Origin of the sequence: Lactiplantibacillus herbarum (assembly GCF_001039045.1) — a bacterium.
GTDB classification, from domain to species: Bacteria; Bacillota; Bacilli; order Lactobacillales; family Lactobacillaceae; genus Lactiplantibacillus; species Lactiplantibacillus herbarum.
On record NZ_LFEE01000018.1, the window covers coordinates 33,619 to 54,104 of the forward strand.

General features: G+C 43.5%; 22 protein-coding genes and 1 other annotated feature. Of the genes, 18 read left to right on the forward strand and 4 right to left on the reverse strand.

What is annotated here, in order from left to right; translation table 11 throughout:
* Positions 1–4: 4 nt before the first annotated feature.
* From ACG95_RS05235 to ACG95_RS05265, 7 genes are all read left to right on the forward strand, one after another.
* Positions 5–1,402, forward strand: coding sequence for a replication initiation and membrane attachment family protein (locus tag ACG95_RS05235; protein ID WP_047999507.1), 1,398 nt, complete (start codon positions 5–7; stop codon positions 1,400–1,402).
* 3 nt (positions 1,403–1,405) lie between these two features.
* Entirely contained in the window at positions 1,406–2,341 is a 936-nt protein-coding gene (gene dnaI / locus ACG95_RS05240; RefSeq protein ID WP_047999508.1) for a primosomal protein DnaI, read from the forward strand.
* Between the two features lie 334 nt (positions 2,342–2,675).
* Positions 2,676–4,640, forward strand: coding sequence for a threonine--tRNA ligase (gene thrS, locus ACG95_RS05245; RefSeq protein WP_047999509.1), 1,965 nt, complete (start codon positions 2,676–2,678; stop codon positions 4,638–4,640).
* 56 nt (positions 4,641–4,696) lie between these two features.
* Positions 4,697–4,820, forward strand: a sequence feature (ribosomal protein L20 leader region).
* Positions 4,821–4,845: 25 nt separating this feature from the next.
* A complete protein-coding gene (gene infC, locus ACG95_RS05250) occupies positions 4,846–5,367 on the forward strand; it encodes a translation initiation factor IF-3 (protein ID WP_152668289.1) in 522 nt (173 codons plus the stop codon).
* A gap of 22 nt (positions 5,368–5,389) precedes the next feature.
* Positions 5,390–5,584: a 50S ribosomal protein L35 gene (rpmI, locus tag ACG95_RS05255; protein ID WP_047999511.1), complete on the forward strand. Its 195-nt coding sequence runs from the start codon at positions 5,390–5,392 to the stop codon at positions 5,582–5,584.
* A 36-nt stretch (positions 5,585–5,620) separates the two neighbouring features.
* Positions 5,621–5,977: a 50S ribosomal protein L20 gene (gene rplT / locus ACG95_RS05260; protein WP_047999512.1), complete on the forward strand. Its 357-nt coding sequence runs from the start codon at positions 5,621–5,623 to the stop codon at positions 5,975–5,977.
* Between the two features lie 343 nt (positions 5,978–6,320).
* Positions 6,321–8,081 (forward strand): hypothetical protein, encoded by a 1,761-nt coding sequence (locus tag ACG95_RS05265; RefSeq protein ID WP_047999513.1) that lies wholly within the window; start codon positions 6,321–6,323, stop codon positions 8,079–8,081.
* Between the two features lie 211 nt (positions 8,082–8,292).
* Here ACG95_RS05265 and ACG95_RS05270 read toward each other — a convergent pair whose 3' ends face one another.
* The 3 genes from ACG95_RS05270 to ACG95_RS05280 form a co-directional block, all read right to left on the reverse strand.
* Positions 8,293–8,637: a hypothetical protein gene (locus ACG95_RS05270; RefSeq protein ID WP_047999514.1), complete on the reverse strand. Its 345-nt coding sequence runs from the start codon at positions 8,635–8,637 to the stop codon at positions 8,293–8,295.
* Positions 8,638–8,875: 238 nt separating this feature from the next.
* The gene (locus ACG95_RS05275; RefSeq protein WP_047999515.1) at positions 8,876–10,189 is read right to left on the reverse strand and encodes a glycosyltransferase family 2 protein; all 1,314 of its coding nucleotides are present in this window, start codon (positions 10,187–10,189) and stop codon (positions 8,876–8,878) included.
* Positions 10,190–10,192: 3 nt separating this feature from the next.
* Positions 10,193–10,684 carry a hypothetical protein gene (locus ACG95_RS05280; RefSeq protein ID WP_237756459.1) on the reverse strand — a complete coding sequence of 164 codons (492 nt, stop codon included), beginning with the start codon at positions 10,682–10,684 and terminating at the stop codon, positions 10,193–10,195.
* A gap of 427 nt (positions 10,685–11,111) precedes the next feature.
* Here ACG95_RS05280 and ACG95_RS05285 point away from each other — a divergent pair, with 427 nt between their 5' ends.
* The 10 genes from ACG95_RS05285 (at position 11,112) to rpmF (ending at position 17,571) form a co-directional block, all read left to right on the forward strand.
* Positions 11,112–11,639, forward strand: a complete 528-nt coding sequence (locus ACG95_RS05285; RefSeq protein WP_047999516.1) for a YqeG family HAD IIIA-type phosphatase — start codon at positions 11,112–11,114, stop codon at positions 11,637–11,639.
* Complete coding sequence (gene yqeH / locus ACG95_RS05290) at positions 11,639–12,772, forward strand: ribosome biogenesis GTPase YqeH (RefSeq protein WP_047999517.1); 1,134 nt, start codon at positions 11,639–11,641, stop codon at positions 12,770–12,772. The genes ACG95_RS05285 and yqeH overlap by 1 nt, the downstream gene beginning before the upstream one ends.
* A gap of 43 nt (positions 12,773–12,815) precedes the next feature.
* Entirely contained in the window at positions 12,816–13,130 is a 315-nt protein-coding gene (gene yhbY, locus ACG95_RS05295; protein ID WP_047999518.1) for a ribosome assembly RNA-binding protein YhbY, read from the forward strand.
* 12 nt (positions 13,131–13,142) lie between these two features.
* Entirely contained in the window at positions 13,143–13,778 is a 636-nt protein-coding gene (locus ACG95_RS05300) for a nicotinate-nucleotide adenylyltransferase (RefSeq protein WP_047999519.1), read from the forward strand.
* Positions 13,762–14,379, forward strand: coding sequence for a bis(5'-nucleosyl)-tetraphosphatase (symmetrical) YqeK (gene yqeK, locus ACG95_RS05305; protein ID WP_047999520.1), 618 nt, complete (start codon positions 13,762–13,764; stop codon positions 14,377–14,379). Before ACG95_RS05300 ends, yqeK begins: the two co-directional genes overlap by 17 nt.
* A 17-nt stretch (positions 14,380–14,396) precedes the next feature.
* On the forward strand, positions 14,397–14,753 hold the full coding sequence (rsfS, locus tag ACG95_RS05310; RefSeq protein WP_047999521.1) for a ribosome silencing factor: 357 nt from the start codon (positions 14,397–14,399) through the stop codon (positions 14,751–14,753).
* Positions 14,750–15,484, forward strand: coding sequence for a class I SAM-dependent DNA methyltransferase (locus ACG95_RS05315; protein ID WP_047999522.1), 735 nt, complete (start codon positions 14,750–14,752; stop codon positions 15,482–15,484). Before rsfS ends, ACG95_RS05315 begins: the two co-directional genes overlap by 4 nt.
* A 14-nt stretch (positions 15,485–15,498) precedes the next feature.
* Positions 15,499–16,647: a nucleotidyltransferase gene (locus tag ACG95_RS05320; protein ID WP_047999523.1), complete on the forward strand. Its 1,149-nt coding sequence runs from the start codon at positions 15,499–15,501 to the stop codon at positions 16,645–16,647.
* Between the two features lie 128 nt (positions 16,648–16,775).
* Positions 16,776–17,330 carry a YceD family protein gene (locus tag ACG95_RS05325; RefSeq protein WP_047999524.1) on the forward strand — a complete coding sequence of 185 codons (555 nt, stop codon included), beginning with the start codon at positions 16,776–16,778 and terminating at the stop codon, positions 17,328–17,330.
* Positions 17,331–17,391: 61 nt separating this feature from the next.
* Positions 17,392–17,571 (forward strand): 50S ribosomal protein L32, encoded by a 180-nt coding sequence (gene rpmF / locus ACG95_RS14175; RefSeq protein ID WP_082137307.1) that lies wholly within the window; start codon positions 17,392–17,394, stop codon positions 17,569–17,571.
* Between the two features lie 80 nt (positions 17,572–17,651).
* Here the strand turns inward: rpmF and ACG95_RS05330 are convergent, their stop codons facing one another.
* On the reverse strand, positions 17,652–18,641 hold the full coding sequence (locus ACG95_RS05330) for a cation diffusion facilitator family transporter (protein WP_047999525.1): 990 nt from the start codon (positions 18,639–18,641) through the stop codon (positions 17,652–17,654).
* A gap of 295 nt (positions 18,642–18,936) precedes the next feature.
* Between ACG95_RS05330 and gndA the strand changes: the two genes are divergently transcribed.
* Positions 18,937–20,373, forward strand: a complete 1,437-nt coding sequence (gndA, locus tag ACG95_RS05335) for an NADP-dependent phosphogluconate dehydrogenase (protein ID WP_047999526.1) — start codon at positions 18,937–18,939, stop codon at positions 20,371–20,373.
* Positions 20,374–20,486 lie beyond the last annotated feature (113 nt).

Below are 20,486 nucleotides of genomic sequence, written 5' to 3' on the forward strand. Positions count from 1 at the left end.
CAACATGCCAAATGACGAACCATTAACGCCCAAGACCGGGTTAGTTGTTTCTAGTGTGTCAGCGTTGAGTGCAGTCCAACAGACCGTCTTGGCCGAACTGTATTTGCCATTAATTGGTCCGCTGGCATACAGTCTTTACGCGGCTTTACGCGGCCTTCAGAGTACGGAAAATGAATTGAGTAATCGTCGAAGTCACGCTGAATTACTCGGAATCTTAGGTGCTGACTTGCCAACGGTGTTAGCTGCTCGGCGTAAGTTAGAGGCGACTGGTCTACTTCAAAGTTATTATCAAGAAGATGAATTGGGCACTGTCTATATTTATCAACTCCAGTTGCCGTTGCCAGCTTTACAGTTCTTTGCGGACGACTTACTCAGTGTTCTATTGTTAGATACGGTGGGTGAGCTTCGTTACCAGCAATTAGCCAGTGATTTTACACCTAGTCAGATCGACTTACGGGCGGCTAAGAACGTGACGGCTAACATCTTAGAGGTCTTTCACGTAGATAGCCAAAAGGTGACAACGACGCCACTATCTGTTCAAAAAGTACGGGCGCAGTTAGCAGCCGGTGAACCCGCGGAAGCGACGTCGCCAGTACTCAGTGATGATGATTTTGATTGGCAGTTATTGGGCCAAATCTTGAAGCAAAATTACGTTGATCTGAAACAAGTCGCTAGTTCACGGCAATTGATTGTGACGGAAAGTCGTGTTTACGGCATTAGTGAGATTGAGATGGCGAAGCTGATCAGTGAAGTAGCCAGTCTAACAACCGGGCAATTCGATGAGAATCAGCTGAAGCTGTTGATTGCGCGACGCTATGAACGCCCCACAGCACCGATTCAGCCAGTTCAAGTCAGTGCGACTAGTGAGCCAGCAACGACTGTTGAAGCCGGTAAGACGAGCCAATTGTCACAACCTGAACAACAGTTAGTCGATTACGCAAAATCAGCGGCACCATATGACTTTTTAAATGCAATCAAGCAAGAAAAGCATGGTTTTGTAACGAGCGGTGAGAACCGTTTAGTTCATGACTTGATTGGTCGCGGTGTACTGCCGAATGCGGTGATCAATATGGTGATTTACTATCTGCTACAGAACCGTGAATTAGCGGCACTGAATCGTAATCTGCTGGAGACGGTTGCTAATGATTGGCAACAGCATGGGATTACGACACCAGAAGCAGCATTGACTTATCTTAAGCAGCGTCAGCAGCCTAAGCAACCGGCCACTCGTCGTAAGTCTAACAACCGTCCAACTCGTAAGGAAATTATTCCGGAGTGGGCGAAGAAAGAGACTGAGACGGGGACTAAAAAGCAGCCTGCTAATCAGTTGACGGCTGCACAACGGAAACAGCTTGCTGAACGGGTTGCTAAGTTGGAATCGAATTCAGAAAAGGAGGACTAAAAAATGGAGAATATCTCAGAAACGTTACGGGTATTGATGAATCGTCGTAATTTGACTAGTCGTTATGAAGAATTGATGACCACCGTTTATCAGGATCCAGATGTTCGTCAGTTTTTAGCCGCTCATCAAGAGGAATTGTCGAGCGATGCGTTGGAACGTTCTGCGGCTAAACTCTATGAGTTCTGTGAAGAGAAACGTAAAATTGCACGCCACGAACCAACTCAGGCACCGGGGTATCAACCAGCGTTAATCATGAGCAATCATTTGATTGATATTGCGTACCACCCAACACCTCAGTTGCAGGAACAGCAGGCAGCGCGGGAATTACAACATCGGGTACGGTCAATCAGTATGCCTAAGGGTATCCAGACGGCAGATTTGAAGACCTACGAACAGGATGGCGACCGGGCGACTGCTTTGATGGCAGCACTCGACTTCATCGATGCTTACACACAGGCGCCTAAACGTTTTCACCGGGGGTTGTACTTATATGGCTCGTTCGGTGTCGGTAAGACTTATCTATTAGGTGCGATGGCGAATGCCTTGGCTGCTAAAGGGTTTAACACCACGTTAATCCATTTTCCAAGTTTTGCAGTTGAGATGAAACGTTCGATCAGTAACAATACCTCGGCTGACAAGGTCGATGCCATTAAACGGGCACCGATTCTGATGATCGATGATATTGGTGCGGACGCGTCATCAACTTGGATTCGTGACGACGTTTTAGGTGTTATCCTGGAGTATCGGATGCAAGAAGAATTACCAACGTGTTTTTCATCGAACTTTTCCATGCAAGAATTGCAGGATGGTTACCTAACGCTCTCACAAAAGGGTGATGAAGAACCAATCAAGGCCCAGCGGATTATGCAACGGGTTCGTTATCTTGCTGGTGAAATTGCAATGGTTGGTCGTAATCGTCGTTTAGATGATGGCCAATAAAATCACTAGTTGACTTTTAACGTAAAAGTGGTTTAATGAGATACAGATACAAAAGACACGCGCTATTCATCATGGATTACAGAGATCAAGGCCTTGTTCTGGAAGCCTTGGACCGGGTGAACGGTGTACCACTTTTGTGAATAAGCTCAATTGAGCCGGAACGCTTCCGTTATTAGCGCTAATGAGTCAGTGCGTCGTAAGGCGTACTGAAAAATCGGGTGGAACCACGTCAATGACGTCCCTAATGCTAGTTTAGTCTGGCATTAGGGACTTTTTTGTCGTCCCGGCGCGGTGTTCTGGTGAGTGGGTCAAATATAAGGAGAGTGTCAAGTATATGGCAAGTATTAATGTTAAGTTCCCAGATGGTGCTGAAAAGCAATTTGATGCCGGTGTTACGACGGAAGAAATTGCAAAGTCAATTAGTCCTTCATTGGCTAAACGATCAGTTGCAGGTAAGTTCAACGATCAGATTGTGGACTATCGCCAACCACTGACAATCGATGGGACGATCGAAATCATCGCCGCAGATAGCGAAGACGGTTTGAACGTCTTACGGCAAACGGCTGCGCAAGTATTAGCAAACGCCGTTCAACAGTTATTCCCACACATCAACTTTGGGAGTGGTGCTGGTAATGCCAACGGTTTCTTCTTTGATACCGACAATCCAGAAGAAAATGGTAAGCAAGTTAGCAAGGATGATTTGGAAGCAATCAGTATCAAGATGGCTGCTATCATCAAGCAAGACTTACCAATCGAACGCGAAGTTTTAGCTAAGGCAGACGCTTTAGCTTTAGTTGGTGACAATCCTTACCAACAAGACTTAGTTAACGAACAAGCTGAAGCTAACGATGGTCAAGTCGTCGTTTACAAGCAGGGTGATTTCGTTGATCTATCCAACGGTGCTGTATTAGCAACAACGGGTAAGGTCAAAGTCTTCAAGCTATTGTCCGTTGCCGGTGCATACTGGCAAGGCAAGTCCAGCAATCCAATGCTACAACGGATCTACGGGACTGCTTTCTTGAAGCAAAAGGACTTAGATGCTGACTTGAAACGTCGTCAAGAAGCTCGTGATCGTGATCACCGTGTTATCGGTAACGATTTAGACCTCTTCTTCGTTGATCCTAAGGTCGGTAATGGTCTTCCTTACTGGATGCCAAATGGTGCTACGATCCGTCGTCAGATCGAACGTTACATCGTCGACAAGGAAGTCGCTAACGGCTACCAACACGTTTACACACCAGTTCTTGCTAACTTAGACGTTTACAAGCAATCTGGTCACTGGGATCACTACCGTGAAGATATGTTCCCACCAATGGACATGGGTGATGGCGAACAGCTTGAATTACGTCCAATGAACTGTCCTTCACATATCCAAGTGTACAATCACCATATTCGCTCATACCGTGAATTACCATTACGGATCGCTGAACTTGGGATGATGCACCGTTACGAAAAATCTGGTGCCTTGACTGGGTTATCACGTGTTCGTGAAATGACCTTGAACGATGGTCACACATTCGTTGCCTTGGATCAGATCGAAGAAGAATTCAAGAATATCTTGAGTTTGATGGTTGAAGTATACGAAGACTTTGATATTTCAGATTACCGTTTCCGTTTGAGTTACCGCGACCCTGAGAACAAAGAAAAGTACTTCGACAACGATGCAATGTGGGAACGTAGCCAAAAGATGTTGAAGTCTGCTATGGATGACATGGGCTTAGACTACTTTGAAGCTGAAGGCGAAGCTGCTTTCTACGGTCCTAAGTTAGACGTTCAAACGAAGACTGCACTTGGTGGTGAAGAAACCTTATCAACTATCCAATTGGGCTTCTTATTACCAGAACGCTTCGACTTGAAGTACGTTGGTGCTGATGGTGAAGAACATCGTCCAGTTATGATTCACCGTGGCCTTGTGTCAACGATGGAACGTTTCGTGGCTTACTTGACTGAAATGTACAAGGGCGCTTTCCCAACTTGGTTAGCACCTAAGCAAGTAACGATCATCCCAGTTAACAACGGTGCTCACGGCGATTACGCTGAAACAGTTCGTCGTCGTTTAGCAGAAGCTGGTGTTCGCGTAAGTATCGATGACCGTAACGAAAAGATGGGTTACAAGATTCGTGAATCACAAACGAAGAAAGTGCCATACTTGTTAGTTGTTGGTGATCAAGAAGTTGCCAGTGGTAGTGTTTCTGTTCGTAAGTACGGGGAAGAACGTACCGAATCAGAAGGGGTCGACTTATTCGTTGGCGCCATCACACAAGAAATCAAGCATTACAGTCGTGGTGCTAGTAAATAATTTTTCACGCAATCTGTTGACAAGGGTTAAAATCACTGTTAATATATTGGAGTTGAGAAAAAAAGCAGAAGCACCCGCTTCTCGCCTTGGTAACAGATGTTATCGGGCAGATGAACGATGAATTGATTCCCATTAACGGGGTTGAGCGGGCGTAGTATGCGCCCGCTCTTTTTTTGTGAATTTCTCTAGAATTTTACGGAGGTGAATTACCATAGCTAAAGATTCGATTGTTAATGACGGTATCCGTGCTCGCGAAGTACGCTTGATCGCCAGCGATGGTGAACAATTAGGTGTTAAGTCACGAGAAGACGCGATGCAAATTGCTGAAGACGAGAACTTGGATCTAGTATTAGTTGCACCAAAGTCAAAACCACCAGTAGCTAGAATCATGGATTATGGGAAATACCGTTTCGAATTGCAAAAGAAGGAACGCGAAGCCCGTAAGAACCAAAAAGTGGTCAGTCTTAAAGAAGTCCGCTTGAGTCCAACTATTGATACTAATGACTTTAATACGAAGCTAAACCATGCTGAGAAGTTCTTAGCAAAAGGTGATAAAGTTCGTGTTTCCATTCGGTTTAAGGGTCGTGCCATTACCCATAAGGATATTGGTCGTCAAGTTTTAAACCGGATGATTGAAGCTACTAAAGAATTTGCTTCCGTTGAAGCTTATCCAAAGATGGATGGCCGAAGCATGTTCTTAGTACTAGCACCAAAAGCAACTAAGTAAATTTTTAGGAGGATTATTGATTATGCCAAAACAAAAGACAAACCGTGCAGCTGCAAAACGTTTTAAGGTAACTGCAAAGGGTAACATTATCAGTGCCAATGCTTTTACTAGCCACCGTTTCCATGGTAAGACTAAGAAACAACGTCGCCAATTACGTGGTACGGCTATTATTGAAAAGCCAATGGTTAAAACATACCACAAGTTATTACAAAAATAATTCACAACGTTTTAGTTAAATCTAGGAGGAAATAACATGGCTCGAGTAAAAGGTGGAACAGTAACACGTAAACGTCGCAAACGTATTTTAAAATTAGCTAAAGGTTACCGCGGTGCTAAGCATATCCAATTTAAGGTTGCTAAGGACCAAGTAATGAAGTCGTACCAATACTCTTTCCGCGATCGTCGCAAGCGTAAGAGTGACTTCCGTCGTCTTTGGATTGCGCGTATCAACGCCGCAGCCCGTATGAACGACATGAGCTACAGCCAATTAATGCACGGTTTGAAGTTAGCTAACGTTGACATGAACCGTAAGATGCTCGCTGATTTAGCAGTTAACGATATGGCAGCTTTCACTGCTTTAACTGAAACCGCTAAGCAAGCACTTGCTTAATTAAAAATAATTTGGGGAGTTTTCCCTGACATAAAAGGACGGACAGCCTCTGGGGTGTTCGTCCTTTTATATATTACTAGTGGGTCGTGTAAAAGCGCCAAGTTACTCAATTTATGTAGAATTGAAAAATGGAACCACATATATGTAAGGATATTTATATGATACAATAATATTTAGACGTACAGTGATGACCTGAAAAATGATTGTTTCAGAAAAATGGGCATACTGGCTAAGTATTGATATTTAGTCGAATAAGTGACAAGGCTAATTATAGAAATAATCTAGTAGATAATGGTGGCTTATACTGAAATGAGTCATCAGGGGGACGAGGGGAATTCAGTAAATGGTATCATCAAAGTTTAGGAAACAGTTACAACCGGTTGTAACGACTTTATTTGTTTTAGCGCTAGCTTTCATCGCAACGTATCCAGCATTCAGTGGGCATTATTTTGCTATCAATAATGATGGATCTATTCATCTTGCACGCTTGGAATCACTGTATCAAGCGTTTAAGGCTGGACGATTGCCCAGTCTAGTTAACTTTATCGGGTTTGGAAATCAAGGCGTTGCCATGAATGCCATGTATCCATGGCTGACAATGATGATTTATGTGATTCCTCGGTTTATTCTGCACAATCCCATGTCAGGATTGGCAGCTGGATTCTTAATCATGAACATTATTACGACCGTTAATACTTATTGGTTAGCTAAATACTTAGGCCGTAATCGATTAATTATTTGGCTTGGCGTGATCACTTATCAATTTAATGCCTACCATTTTCAATTAATGTATACTCGGGTGGCGCTTGGCGAAGCATTTGGGTATGCTTTTCTACCGCTGGTCATGTTAGGTATGTTCAAGATTTGGAATCACGAAAAAAATGGCATTATTTTGCTGGCGTTGGGCATGAGCTTGGTAGCAAATTCACACGTGTTGTCATTAGTGATGTTTGCTGGCCTTATCATAATTTTTGAAATTATTCGCTTAGTCTTTCGTAAAATTACGTTTTCAGAGGTTAAATCTTTATTTGCCGGTGCGGGGCTTGCATTATTAATGGCTAGTTACTCACTTTATAACGTTGTTAGTTGGATGCTTCATAATAAGATGGTTTCGCCAACACCAACTTTGTATGCATTAGATCCGGCTCGTGAATTTACAAAGATAATAACTAATGATATCTCAGAATCAGCCATTGGTGCTCATATGGGTATTGCGTTAATGCTCATTATGTTATTTTTAGTAGGGCAGCTTTTGGTGCATGCTAAGGGTTCTTGGCAATATTGGATAATTGGTGCTACAACTGTTTTTGTTTTAGCTCAAAATTGGTTTCAATCTGAGGCGTTGATCAACACGCCTGCTATGCTCATTCAATTTACGATGCGCTTCATTACCATTGTTGCAGTATGTGTATCGATTAGCTTAATTTTGTATTTGAATCAAATAAACTGGCATTCAAGACCTGCTGCAATTTTTATGAGCTTAGTTGTTGTTGCAATCGGCTTAGCTGGTGTGATTCATTTTCATAGTCAGAATAAGACTGACTATCAGTGGGCACAGACGCATCAACAACCGAATAATCTTGTTCAAAGGAGAGATATTCGGCACTTAACCAGAAAAAATTACTATAGAAATGTTAATCTCATGACGTTACCTGATTATCATATGAAGAAGCTGGATGGTACTCAAGACATAGCTTCAGAGTTGAAGAAAGACCCAGGATTTGGTAGTGCTAATCGTTTGAATAAAGCAACAGTAAACTTTGACAATCGCGGCGCAAGCAAGTTTAAGGCGACGGCAGCCACTGATCAAAGTGTAAGCTTCACGTATCATCAAAAAAAGAGTGCCAAGACTGTGAAACTTCCAGTTATTGGGTACAATAATGTTAATTATCAGATTAAGGTCAATGGGCGATCTGTCACATATCGTCGTTCGCAGGGACAGCTGAAAGTTAAGGTGCCTAAGGGCCACAGTAAGATTGTAGTTTCTATTGCTAACAACTCACGGCATGGTTGGGTGTTGCTGATAACATTTTTAACTTATGTTGTTGCTCTGATGCTATTGGGACTTGCGAATCGGTCCAAGCTGTCGTCAGAACAGTCGTAATTAAACAAGTTGTCTGAGAAGTTTAATAAAAGAGCAGGTCAGTGTTTTCAATGTTGAAAATACTGACCTGCTCTTTTATTAAAGCTAGATTCACGTTGCTGATTAGAAGACCAATTTAATGATGAAAGTAGTCTGTTTGACTGAGAATATAGTTCCTAAAATCAAAAAAGAGCCCGGAATGAAAATTCCAGGCTCGAAGCAAACGCGCTATTTAGTAACTTGAACCCATAGAAAATAGCGCAGAAATAATGGTCCCAATAAAGAAGAAATAGAGTGCTGCGATAACAATTGCAATAATAAATTGAACTAAACCAGCACGATTCCAAGTTGCTTGAACTGCTTTGAAAGTTGCAACATCTTTGTAGTCGCCTTTTTGCCAAGCCCATTGGTTTCCCTTGAAGCCTACGACAAAAATCCAAACGATGTTAAAAATTGGAATAAGTGTTAAAAGTGGTAAGTAAGTTCGGTTACCGATGCCCCAAATAAAGTTGTACATGAAGGCGCCCCAGTTCCATCCTTTAACCTCTGCTGGTACTTGATTCCCGTTTTCTTCCATGATTGTAATTCCTCCAAAAAATTGCAGCTTTTATTGACGTCAGTATTTGGTCAACCCCTAGAACTAATTAAGTATATCGTAAGTTTAACGAAGATACTAGTTAAAAATGAAAATACTCTTGAAAATATTAATTGTTTTATGAAAACTGATAAACAAGCTATCGAATGTGCATACTGTACTGCGAGTGGGTGCAAATAAAAAAGAGCCTAATTAGACTCTTTTCAATGGAACCATATATTTATTCAGTGTGATGCTTACGAACTGGACTAACCCAGGTTCCGCTACCGTAACCTAAAATGGTCTTAATGGCTGGGATCAATGTCATTACTAAGGCGAGGGCGTTAACTTGCCAGTAAATTAACATGTATATTGGCATGAAGATCAAATACTTCAATTTACGCCCACGGTCATCGACGATTAATGCGGACAGTAGTTGCAATAGTCCGGCGAACATCTCGAAAGTAACGAAGATGAAGGCCATACAGAACATGTGATAGACCCGTTCATAGTTACCTGTAAAGAAAAAGCTAATGAACGAGAGGATAAAGACGATTGTTGAAACGAAGAAGAACAGTGACCAGATAATACTTAACGTTTGATCAAGAATGAAGGCCCACTGTTTAAGGTACTTGTGAGGCTGTGTGATCACACGTCGGAAGTTGGTCATTAGTACTTCAGTTCCACCTTTAGCCCAGCGCTTACGCTGATTGTAGAGGGCTTTCAGGTTTTCTGGGACGTTCATATAGAAGAGGATGTCCGGTGAAAAAACGGTTGTCCAACCATTCAGTTGGTGATCCCAAGCGATACTGATATCCTCAGTAGCTCGATCTTGCCGGAAGAGGCCGACGTCAATCAAGGCATCGCGTCGATACATGGTATTAGCACCACTGTAAGCATACATATTGCCTAACGCACTAACTTGACTACGTTTGATCACACCGACGATACTTGAAAATTCAACGGTTTGGGACTTGGCGATCATGGTACTACGGTTTTGAACGTCCATGTTAGCCGTAACCGCTGCGGTATTAACGTGTTCTTCACCCATGAAGTAACTCATGTATTTCCAAAGCGCATCGGGTTCAGGAATGGAATCCGCATCGTTACTGAGAATGAATTCCCCGCGGGCAAAACTGACCCCCACGTTGAAGGCGTGAGCCTTTCCTTGGTTCTTGCGAATGGTGATGACCCGGAGATTTTCATAGACGCCTTGCAACCGTTCAAGAATTGCAGGGGTATCATCGGTTGAGCCGTCATCAGTGACTAGAACTTCGTAATGTTCGTAGTTCAAATTATTCATGAGATAGTCGATGGTATGTTCAATCATGACTTCCTCGTTGTGCGCTGGAATCATGATCGTGATCAGTGGTTGCTCGGCGGGAGTTAACTCTCTGAATTCAACGTCGTCAGTATGGCGATGACGATAGATCAATTGGTAACAGAGTACGCCGACAAACCACGCAAAGGCGCCTAGAATTGGGTAGGAGACCAGTAGTAGTAGGACAAAGTTCCAAATGCTCTCAAATGGCTTTAACGTCTGTAATATTTCCATGGACTAATCCTCGTATAGTTTCTGAATGGCGTCAACATCCAAGTTTTGTTCAGGATCGACGGTGTAGTGTTTAACGTGTTGCCGGAATGTTTCTTGACCGAACCGTTCCGTATAGAAATTATTGAGACGACGTTTACGGATAGCCAGTTGTTCGTGATCATATTGGCGTTCCTTACTAATGTGTTCCTTGACCCGGTGATTATTGTGAATCGTTGAAATAATAACGATAATAGCAATTAAAATAAACGCAATAATGAAGAAGCGGTCAAAGAAGTAGAACAGCGTCTTACCTTCCTCGTATTTCCAAGCATGTAGAAAATGGGTATTGCTTGCTAACAAAGTTGATGAGATCGTCCAATAGACTGGGATGGCCACGCAGATCCAAGCGATGATCGCAACTAAGGTCTGCCAAATAGTTGTCCACCAGTGGCCCTTAGAGAAATACTTGTCGGTCACATATTTTTCCATGACGTCTTTTTTCTCCATCTTTTCCATAGAATAAACCTCCTAATATATATAGTAGTAATTTGCTTACTTGCAATCATGATACGCTTATCGTCAAAGCTTGTGAACATAATTCGGTAAGTTTATAGAATCGATTTAATAGGCGCAACGAGGTTAAGACGCTTGATGGTTATGGCAATTGAGTACTTGGTTGATAAGTGACTTCAGTGTTGATTGAGCGGGTACAGTGATTAACTGCACATGATTGGCGCATAGATGAGGTCATATAGAGAATTATGGTTGCTTATTTTTATAAAACAAATTATGATATAAAGATGACTAAAATTTACTGTAACTGATGCTAAAGGCCGGCACAATGAGTGATTTGTACCGGAATTTCAGTAATCAGTATGATAAAATGGGCTAGTAGGGTACAATAGCTAACCCAGTAATCTAGCGAGAAGCGAAGGGGATAAAGATGATTAAGCAATTTAAACCAACTTGGATGATTTCCGCAATCAATAACGTTACGCCGGCACAACTACGGGCGCAAGGCATAAAGGCGGTATTTACCGATCTTGATAACACCCTGATTGCGTGGGATAATCCGGATGGCACCCCTGAGCTCAAGCAATGGCTCCATGCCTTGCAGGATGCCGGCATTCCGGTAGTCGTGGTCTCTAATAATTCGGAACCGCGGATTGCCAAAGCGTTGTCAACCTTGGACTTACCATTCGTTTCACGGGCGTTGAAGCCGCTACCGTTTGGAATCGGTAAAGCGCGTCGGAACCTTGGTTTACGTAAGAACGAAGTTGTGATGGTGGGTGACCAGTATATTACAGATATGTGGGCTTCCCATTTAGCAGGTGTCGCCAGTATCTTGGTCAAACCAATTGTGACAACTGACGCTTGGAATACGCGGATTAACCGCTTCTTTGAACGCTTTATCAAATTGCGATTAGCACATCTATATCCAGAAATGCATTTTCAGGAGGAACTTAAGTAGTGAGTGAAACATCTGAAGAAACTTTATATTGTATTGGCTGTGGCGCAGCTATTCAAACAACGGATCCAGAAGCAGCAGGGTATACACCAAATAGTGCCCTTCAAAAGTCACTAGCTAATGATGAACAGGACTTATACTGCCAGCGGTGTTTCCGTTTACGGCACTATAACGAAATTGTACCGGTTGGTTTGACCGATGACGATTTTCGTCGCTTATTAGCAACGATTCGTGATGCTGACGCCCTCGTAGTTTACGTGGTTGATATTTTTGACTTAAATGGGAGTATTATTCCAGGGCTCCAACGCTTCGTTGGTGATAACCCAGTCTTGCTGGTTGGGAATAAAGAAGACATCTTACCTCGCCAGGTTCGTCGGACGAAGTTGCGTGAATGGATGAACCAACAAGTTCGGTCACAAGGGATTAAGCCAGTTGACGTGGCTTTGACGAGTGCCAAAAAGGGCAATACGATCGATGATCTGTTGAAGATGATCGAAAAGTATCGTCGCGGCCGTGATGTCTACGTAGTTGGGGTTACTAACGTTGGTAAATCAACTTTGATTAACAGTATCATTCGTAGTAATACTGGTTTGAAGGATCTGATTACGACGTCTCGTTTCCCAGGAACGACGCTGGATAAGATTGAAATTCCATTGGATGACGGTCACATGATGGTCGACACACCTGGGATTATTCATCCAGAACAAATGGCGCATTTTTTGACTGGTAATGATTTGAAACTAGTGTCACCACAACGAGAGATTCGGCCTAAGGGTTACCAATTAGGTAACGGGCAGACGCTCTTTCTTGGTGGGGTCGCTCGTTTAGATATTGTCGATGCGATTAAAGCTACTGGGACGGTCTACGTGGATAATAATTTACCACTGCACCGGACGCGGACTGAGAACGCCGAGAATTTCTACACGAAGCACGTTGGTGAATTGATCACACCGCCAACTGGTGATGCTATCAAAGATTTCCCACCATTGGTTCGTCATGAATTCAAAGTAACTGAGACTAGCGATATTGTTTTTGAAGGTCTTGGTTGGGTTACAGTTGCTGCGAACACGCGGGTAGCCGCTTGGGCACCTAAGGGCGTGGCGGTATTGACGCGCGCAGCAATGATTAATAAATAATAAAAATAGTTAAACTATTTTCAATAGGAGTAAATTTAATTTAATGGAAAAATTACGCGGAAAACAAAAGCATTATTTACGTGGTGAAGCCCACCACATGCACCCACTATTTGCAGTAGGTAAAAACGGCTTGTCAGCAGAATGGTTGACTCAATTAACCGGTGCTATTGATAAACGTGAATTGATCAAGGTCAATATTTTACAAAATTCTGACGTTACAACGACTGAAGTTAAAGAAGCCATCGAACAAAATACGGCGATTACGGTTGTTCAAACTATCGGCCGCGTATTGGTTCTGTATTTACCAGCTAGTCATGAAGAAGACCAGCGCTACTCATTGAAAGTTGCCAAGCTATAGGAGGAATGACCGGTGCAGAAGGTTAATCAAACAGCGACAAAAGTTCTGACGGAAACGGTGACGGATATACCGCGTCGCCGTGTTGGTATTTTAGGTGGCACGTTTAACCCACCGCATTTAGGACATTTGATTATGGCACAACAGGTTGGTGATCAGTTGGGGTTAGACGAGGTGCGTTTCATGCCTGATGCCCAGCCGCCACACGTGGATGAGAAGAAGACGATCGCGGTGGAAGATCGAGCCAATATGGTTCAAGAGGCTATCGTGGATAATCCGTTATTTCGATTAGAGACGGCGGAGATCAATCGCGGTGGTAAAAGTTATACTTATGAGACGATGAAGGCGTTGAAAGCCGAACATCCTGACACGCAGTATTACTTTATTATTGGCGGTGATATGGTCGATTACTTACACACGTGGTATCACATTGATGACTTAGTGAAGCTTGTAACCTTTGTTGGTATCAAACGAACGGGTTACCCAACGACGAGTCACTATCCTGTGATTTGGGTGGATGCACCATTGATTGATATCAGTTCTACTCAGATTCGGCAAAAAATTAGTCGGGGGCATTCGGTACGTTACTTAGTACCGGAAGCTGTGGCTGCATATATAAAGGAGCATCAATTATATGAGCACATCGATTGAGTATTCAGAAAATATCGTACCGTATACCCATGCTGAATTAATGGCGAAGGTTGCGGCACAATTAACGGATAAACGTTACCAGCATTGTCTTCGAGTTGAAGCAACGGCTCGTGAGCTTGCAGAAGCTAATGGTGTTGACGTGGAGCTTGCCGGAATCGCTGGCTTGCTACACGACTATGCCAAGCAACGTGATGATCAGACTTTTATTGATCTGATTAAGACGCGGGGGATGGACCCAGCACTCGTATTATACGGGAATGGTGTTTGGCACGGTTACGTAGGTGCTGAGCTGATTAAAGATGAACTCAAGATTTATAATGAAGCCATTCTAAATGCAGTTCGGTTACACACGGTCGGCGCGCCTTACATGACAAAGCTTGACCAGATTATTTTCATGGCCGACTTTATTGAACCCGCTCGGGATTTTCCGGGTGTTGAAGAAGCCCGCCAGGTGACGGCTAAGTCGTTAGCTGATGGCGTCAAATTTCAAATTCAGCACACGTTGGATTATTTGGTTCAAAAAGGCGCGCCTGTCTACCCACAAACGTTAGCAACTTATAACGCCTGGGTCGGTGGGATTACACCACAATACGCAAAATAAATTTAAGGGAGATTTTTATGGATAGCAAAGAATTATTACAATTAACAGTTGAAGCAGCAGATGACAAACGAGGCGACGATATTGTCGCTTTAGACGTAGCCGAAGTAAGCTTAATGGCAGACTACTTTGTCATCGTCTCAGCAGACTCTAAGCGTCAAGTACAAGCAATTGGTGACAACATTGTTGACTTTATCCGCAAAGCCGGCTCTGACGTTAAGAGTGTTGAAGGACGTCTTTCTGGTGAATGGGTCTTAATCGATGCTGGTGACGTTGTTGTGCACGTCTTCCAAAAGGACGCACGTGCACACTATAACTTAGAAAAATTATGGTCAGACGCACCACTAGTTGACGTCGACCAATGGGTAAACGCATGATCTACCAGACGTTTGCCGAACTTTACGACGAACTCTTTGATCCAGCCATGTACGAACAATGGCTGGATTTTGTCCGTCGCGAGTTGCCTGATCAGTCAGGTCAATTATTAGAATTAGCCTGTGGGACTGGCCGACTTGGCGTATCCTTGGCACAAGCTGGCTACCATGTAACGGGTTTGGATTTGTCAGAGAATATGCTGGCGTTAGCACAAGAACACGTTGAGGAAGCGGCAGTCACCATACCATTATTACAAGGGGACATGCTGGATTTATCTGAGATTGGGACGTTTGATGCGGTGACTTGTTTTGCCGACTCTTTCTGCTACTTACCAGATATTGAAACGGTTCAAAAAGCTTTTGAACAAGTGGCCCAGCATTTAACAGCGGACGGGCAGTTTTTGTTCGACGTGATCACGCCGCACCAAACGGATGACGTGTATCCAGGTTATATGTATAACTATCGTGATGAAGAAAGAGCCTTCATGTGGACGAGCTATGCGGGTGAGATTCCACACAGTGCGGAACATGATCTGACCTTCTTTATCTATAATGAAGAAAAACAAGCTTTTGATGAAGTGAGTGAACTTCATCAAGAACGGACCTATGAATTAGCAGCCTATCAACAAGCGCTGAAAGCAGCTGGGTTTAGCGACGTGACGGTGACGGCTGATTTTGGACAACAAACACCAACGGCCGAAACGACGCGCTGGTTCTTCAAGTGTCATAAGTAACGGAGGTTAACGCGATGCAGGCAGTGGGGTTGATAACTGAATATAATCCGCTCCATAATGGTCATCGTTATCACTTACAACAAGCTAAAAAGCTGACGAATGCGGATTGCACGGTCGTTGTGATGAGTGGGAATTGGTTACAGCGCGGTGAGCCTGCTATTTTGGATAAGTGGACGCGCGCTCAGTTAGCTTTGCAAAATGGGGCTGACTTAGTGATTGAGCTACCAGTCTTTTTTGCCACCCAACCCGCACATTTATTTGCGCAGGGTGGGATTGAGCTATTGAGTGCGTTGAATTGCAATAGTGTCGTCTTTGGCGCTGAACATCCAGACTTGGATTTTGAACGCTTAACGGCGACGATTGCCGCACAAAACGGGGCGTTTAGTCGTTATAATGCGACTTACGCGACCCAATTCAATCATGCGTTACAAGCGGCTACTGGCGTCTCGCTGACGGCGGCTAACGACATGTTGAGCTTTTGCTACTATACGGCTAATCAGGCGTTGACACGACCGATGAAGCTTTTACCCATCAAACGGCAACAAGCTGATCACGGGACGGAAACGATTATGGCTGGTAATCGATTTGCCAGTGGTACTGCGGTTCGTCAGGCGGCTTTTAAGCAGGATTGGACAGCAATTGCGCCAGTAGTACCACCAGCGACGTTACGGGCGCTCCAGAGTCAACGTTTGCAGCAGTGGGCCGATTTTTGGCCCATGCTTCAGTACCAGTTGTTAACGGTCGATGTTGCCCATAGTGCACAGTACGATCAGATGGCAGAGGGGCTGGAGTATCGGATGCAGGAAATGGTTCAGCATGCGACTAGTTTTGATGACTTTATTCAACGAGTTAAATCTAAACGCTATACGTACACACGCTTACAACGAGTGGCAACGGCAGCGTTGTTACAACTAACCAAGGCAGAGATTAAGACGGCACAAGCTAATAATTACGTGCGGGTGCTCGGATTTAATCCAACTGGACAAGCCTATCTACATCAAGTTAAGAAACAATTGCCATTACCGCTTTACACGAAGATTGATCAGAAGTTGCGGCAGCACGCCTTGAATTTGGATTATCGGGCAGGGCGTGTCTATCAGTTATTAAATGGTCAATCACAAGACTTGTATCGCAAACCTTGGCGGATAACTAGTGACGATTGATTGACCAACGATGATTTTCTTGGTATGGTTATGAACAGTGGCGGGCTTTTACGCCTGTCAAGGAAAAAACATTGACAAAGGTTTTTTACACAGGTATAATTTATCACGTTGCATTAGGAGGTTTTTAAATGAAATGGTCCCTTTCACAGCTTAAAAGTTACCGTGAAACGCCACTTCAGTTTGATGAAGCATTGGATGTAAAACACTCCCTGATGACGCGTTATCCTGAAATAATTGATGTTAAGTCCGTCCACGTGAAGGGTTTAGCTAGTTACAGTAAGGATAATGTGCTAATCACGGCGAAGATTGAGGCACTGTTAACATTGCCATCCAGTCGTTCGCTGACGCCAGTGGATGTTCCGCTGGCCTTTCAAATGACAGAATATCATGTTCCCGAAGGTACGGACCTCAGTCGTTTTGACGAGGAGACTGATACAGTCGTTTTCATACCAGAGGATGATATTTTAGATTTTGATGTCGCTGTGGAGGATAATATTTTAATTCATATCCCCATGCAGATTCTTTCTGAAGCTGAAAAAGACGGAAGCCCACTACCAACTGGTAAGGGGTGGGAAGTCCTTAGTGAGGACGACCTAGCGTTGCAAGCTGCAGAACTTAAAACTGTTGATCCGCGTTTAGCTAAGTTAAAAAACCTGTTCCCTGATCAGGAAGATAAGGATTAAGTTAGCTGAGCGTATCAAAAAACACATTATGTGAATTCATTTGAAGGAGGTGTACGTAGAAATGGCTGTTCCTAAGAGAAGAACTTCAAAGATGCGTAAACGCAACCGTCGTGGTCATATCAAATTAGCTACACCTAATTTGTCAGCATGTCCAAATTGCGGCGAATTACGTGTATCACACCATGTTTGTCCAAGTTGTGGATTTTACAATGGTAAGCAGGTCGTTGCAGTAAACAACTAATTGTTAGTTGATGAAAAATTGCATAGCGGCCATGGCGCATGGAATTTTTCCTTACAATAATACGATCTTAAAAAACTCGCTTAGGCGGGTTTTTTTGTGTTTACTTTTATCGTTGTGATCATGACGTCAGTTTCCATAATGCCGTATTCCGCCCACATAATTTGGTTGATGGTGCGAGTCAGGTCAGTGATTGCTTCAGCCGTCATTTGTGGACGCACCCTGATTAAGACGCGCAACATAATCAGGTTGCCGTCGTAATGGGCTTTTAAAAATGGTACGGCATGGACTGCGGGTAGTTTCATGAGTCGTTCCTGGTACCGAGCTTCTAGGACGGGGTCAAAGTAGTCAACGAGGTTCAAACTGCTTTCACGGAAAATCTTGATGCCGGTGTTGAGAATATAAAGTCCTAAAACAATACTAATAGTGCTGTCGAACCATGTTACTTTGAAAATAGTGGTCACAATAATGGTTATAATGGTCGTCAGGCTGGTCAGTGCATCGGTGAAGGAGTCGCGACTAGCAGCCATAAGTGCGGCGTTCTTGAGTTTGCGACTCCAGTGGTGATTAAAGTACCATAGGATAAGTAAGGTTGTGAATGAAAAGGTGGCGGCAATGCCGGCGATCGATGTGGGTAATGGTTGCTTGGTTCGGACTAGGAGTTTAAAACTACCTTGGATAATAATGTTTGAGGCAATGGCTGCCATAATGGCGCCAGCAAGTAACGTATAGATGGTTTCAAACCGGAAACGTGATTGCTGGATACGCGGTCCTAATTGACGTTGTTCAGCCAGTGCAATTGGTGCACCCATAAGGTCATCATCATGGGTTCGGCTAGCGATAAAGAGACCCGTCATCAGTAAACTGGTTGAGAAAATACCGGATAGGTTATTGAAGGCGTCTGCGCGTAGGGTCTGTGAGTGGCCTAATCGCGATGTAACAAATTCAACGACGAAAAGACCCAAGTATACTGCGACGTTACCCCAAAGGTGGTGACGCGCGTTTTTGAGCTGAATAACGACCGGTTGTTGGATCTGTTGCCAATCTGGCTGAGGCTGAGACGATGAGCTCATATGTCTGTCTTCTTTCTATATAGATGAGTATCATGATTAACGGAATCGCTGATAGGCAGTGTTAAGTTGATAGTGACTAAAACTACGGCAAGGTTAGCACGAGACTGAAGCGCTTGTCAGCCGAATTCGTTCGTATGGTAAGGTAACTTTTACCTAAAGCAATGGTTATGAAAATTAATTTCTTAAATGATGAATGGAAATGAAATTAATTTTAAATATTGACTCAAGATACTTTAATCTTGAATCGTTTTTTGGTACGATAGGGGCGTAATAAAATTTGGGAGGCAATCAACTAATGAGTAATGAAAAACCACAAATTGGTGTTATTGGTATGGCCGTCATGGGTAAAAACCTGGCGTTGAATATTGAAAGTCGCGGCTACAATGTCGCTATCTTCAACCGAACTGCTGCTAAGACGGAAAAGGTCGTTGCTGACCACGCCGACAAGCAATTAGTTCCAAGTTACAAGATTGAAGACTTCGTTGCTTCACTTGAAACACCACGTCGGATCATCATGATGGTCAAAGCTGGCAAGCCAACTGACGCTGTTATTGATGAATTGTTACCATTATTAGATAAGGGTGACGTCTTAATTGATGGTGGTAACACCAACTTTAACGATACGATGGCTCGGAATGCTCGTTTAGACAAATCCGGTATCAACTTTATTGGTATGGGAGTTTCCGGTGGTGAATTAGGTGCCTTACAAGGCCCATCACTAATGCCAGGTGGTCAAAAGGAAGCTTACGACCTCGTTGCACCAATCTTAGAAAAGATTTCTGCTAAGGCTCCTCAAGACGGCGCACCATGTGTAACGTACATCGGCCCTAACGGTGCTGGTCACTACGTTAAGATGGTTCACAATGGTATCGAATACGGTGATGAAGAATTAATCGACGAATCATACAACATTATGCGTAACGTTGCTGGTTTATCTGTTGATGAAATGTCAACGATCTTCACTGACTGGAACAAGGGTGAATTAAGTAGTTACTTGATCGAAATCACTGCTGACATCTTGTCACGTAAAGATGACTTAGGCGACGACAAGACGAAGCCTATCGTTGACATGATCTTAGATCGTGGGAACAACAAGGGTACTGGTAAGTGGAGTTCAGAAGATGCCTTGAACGTCCAAGTACCACAATCTGTTATCACCGAAGCCGTTTACGCTCGTTACATCTCAATGATGAAGAACGAACGGGTTGCTGCTTCTAAGAAATTAGCTGGTCCTAAGGGTGACTTAGAATTACCTGCTAAAGAAGAATTAGTTGAAAAGATTCGCCAAGCATTGTACTTCAGTAAGATTATGAGTTACGCGCAAGGCTTCGAACAACTTCGTTTTGCTTCTAAGCACTACGACTGGGACTTGAAGTTCGGCGAATTAGCCCAAATCTGGCGTGCTGGATGTATCATCCGGGCCCAATTCTTACAAAATATCACCGATGCTTTTGACAAGAAACCAGACTTAAACAACTTGTTGATGGATGACTACTTTACTGATATAGCAGCTAAGTACCAACAATCAACTCGTGAAGTTCTAAGCTTAGCAATCCAAGCTGGCGTGCCAGTACCATCATTCAGTGCGGCATTGTCATACTACGACTCATACCGGGCCGAAGTCTTGCCTGCTAACTTATTACAAGCACAACGTGACTACTTTGGTGCACATACCTACGAACGGACTGACCGCGAAGGGTTATACCACTACAGCTGGTACGAAGAACAATAAAGATTAATTAAATGATGAATCCGCTGCTGACGATCACTTCGATCGTTGGCGGCGGATTTTTTTCATTAAAGATAAAAGTTCAAACTTTCGCCTCCAGTGGGCAGTACTAGCTC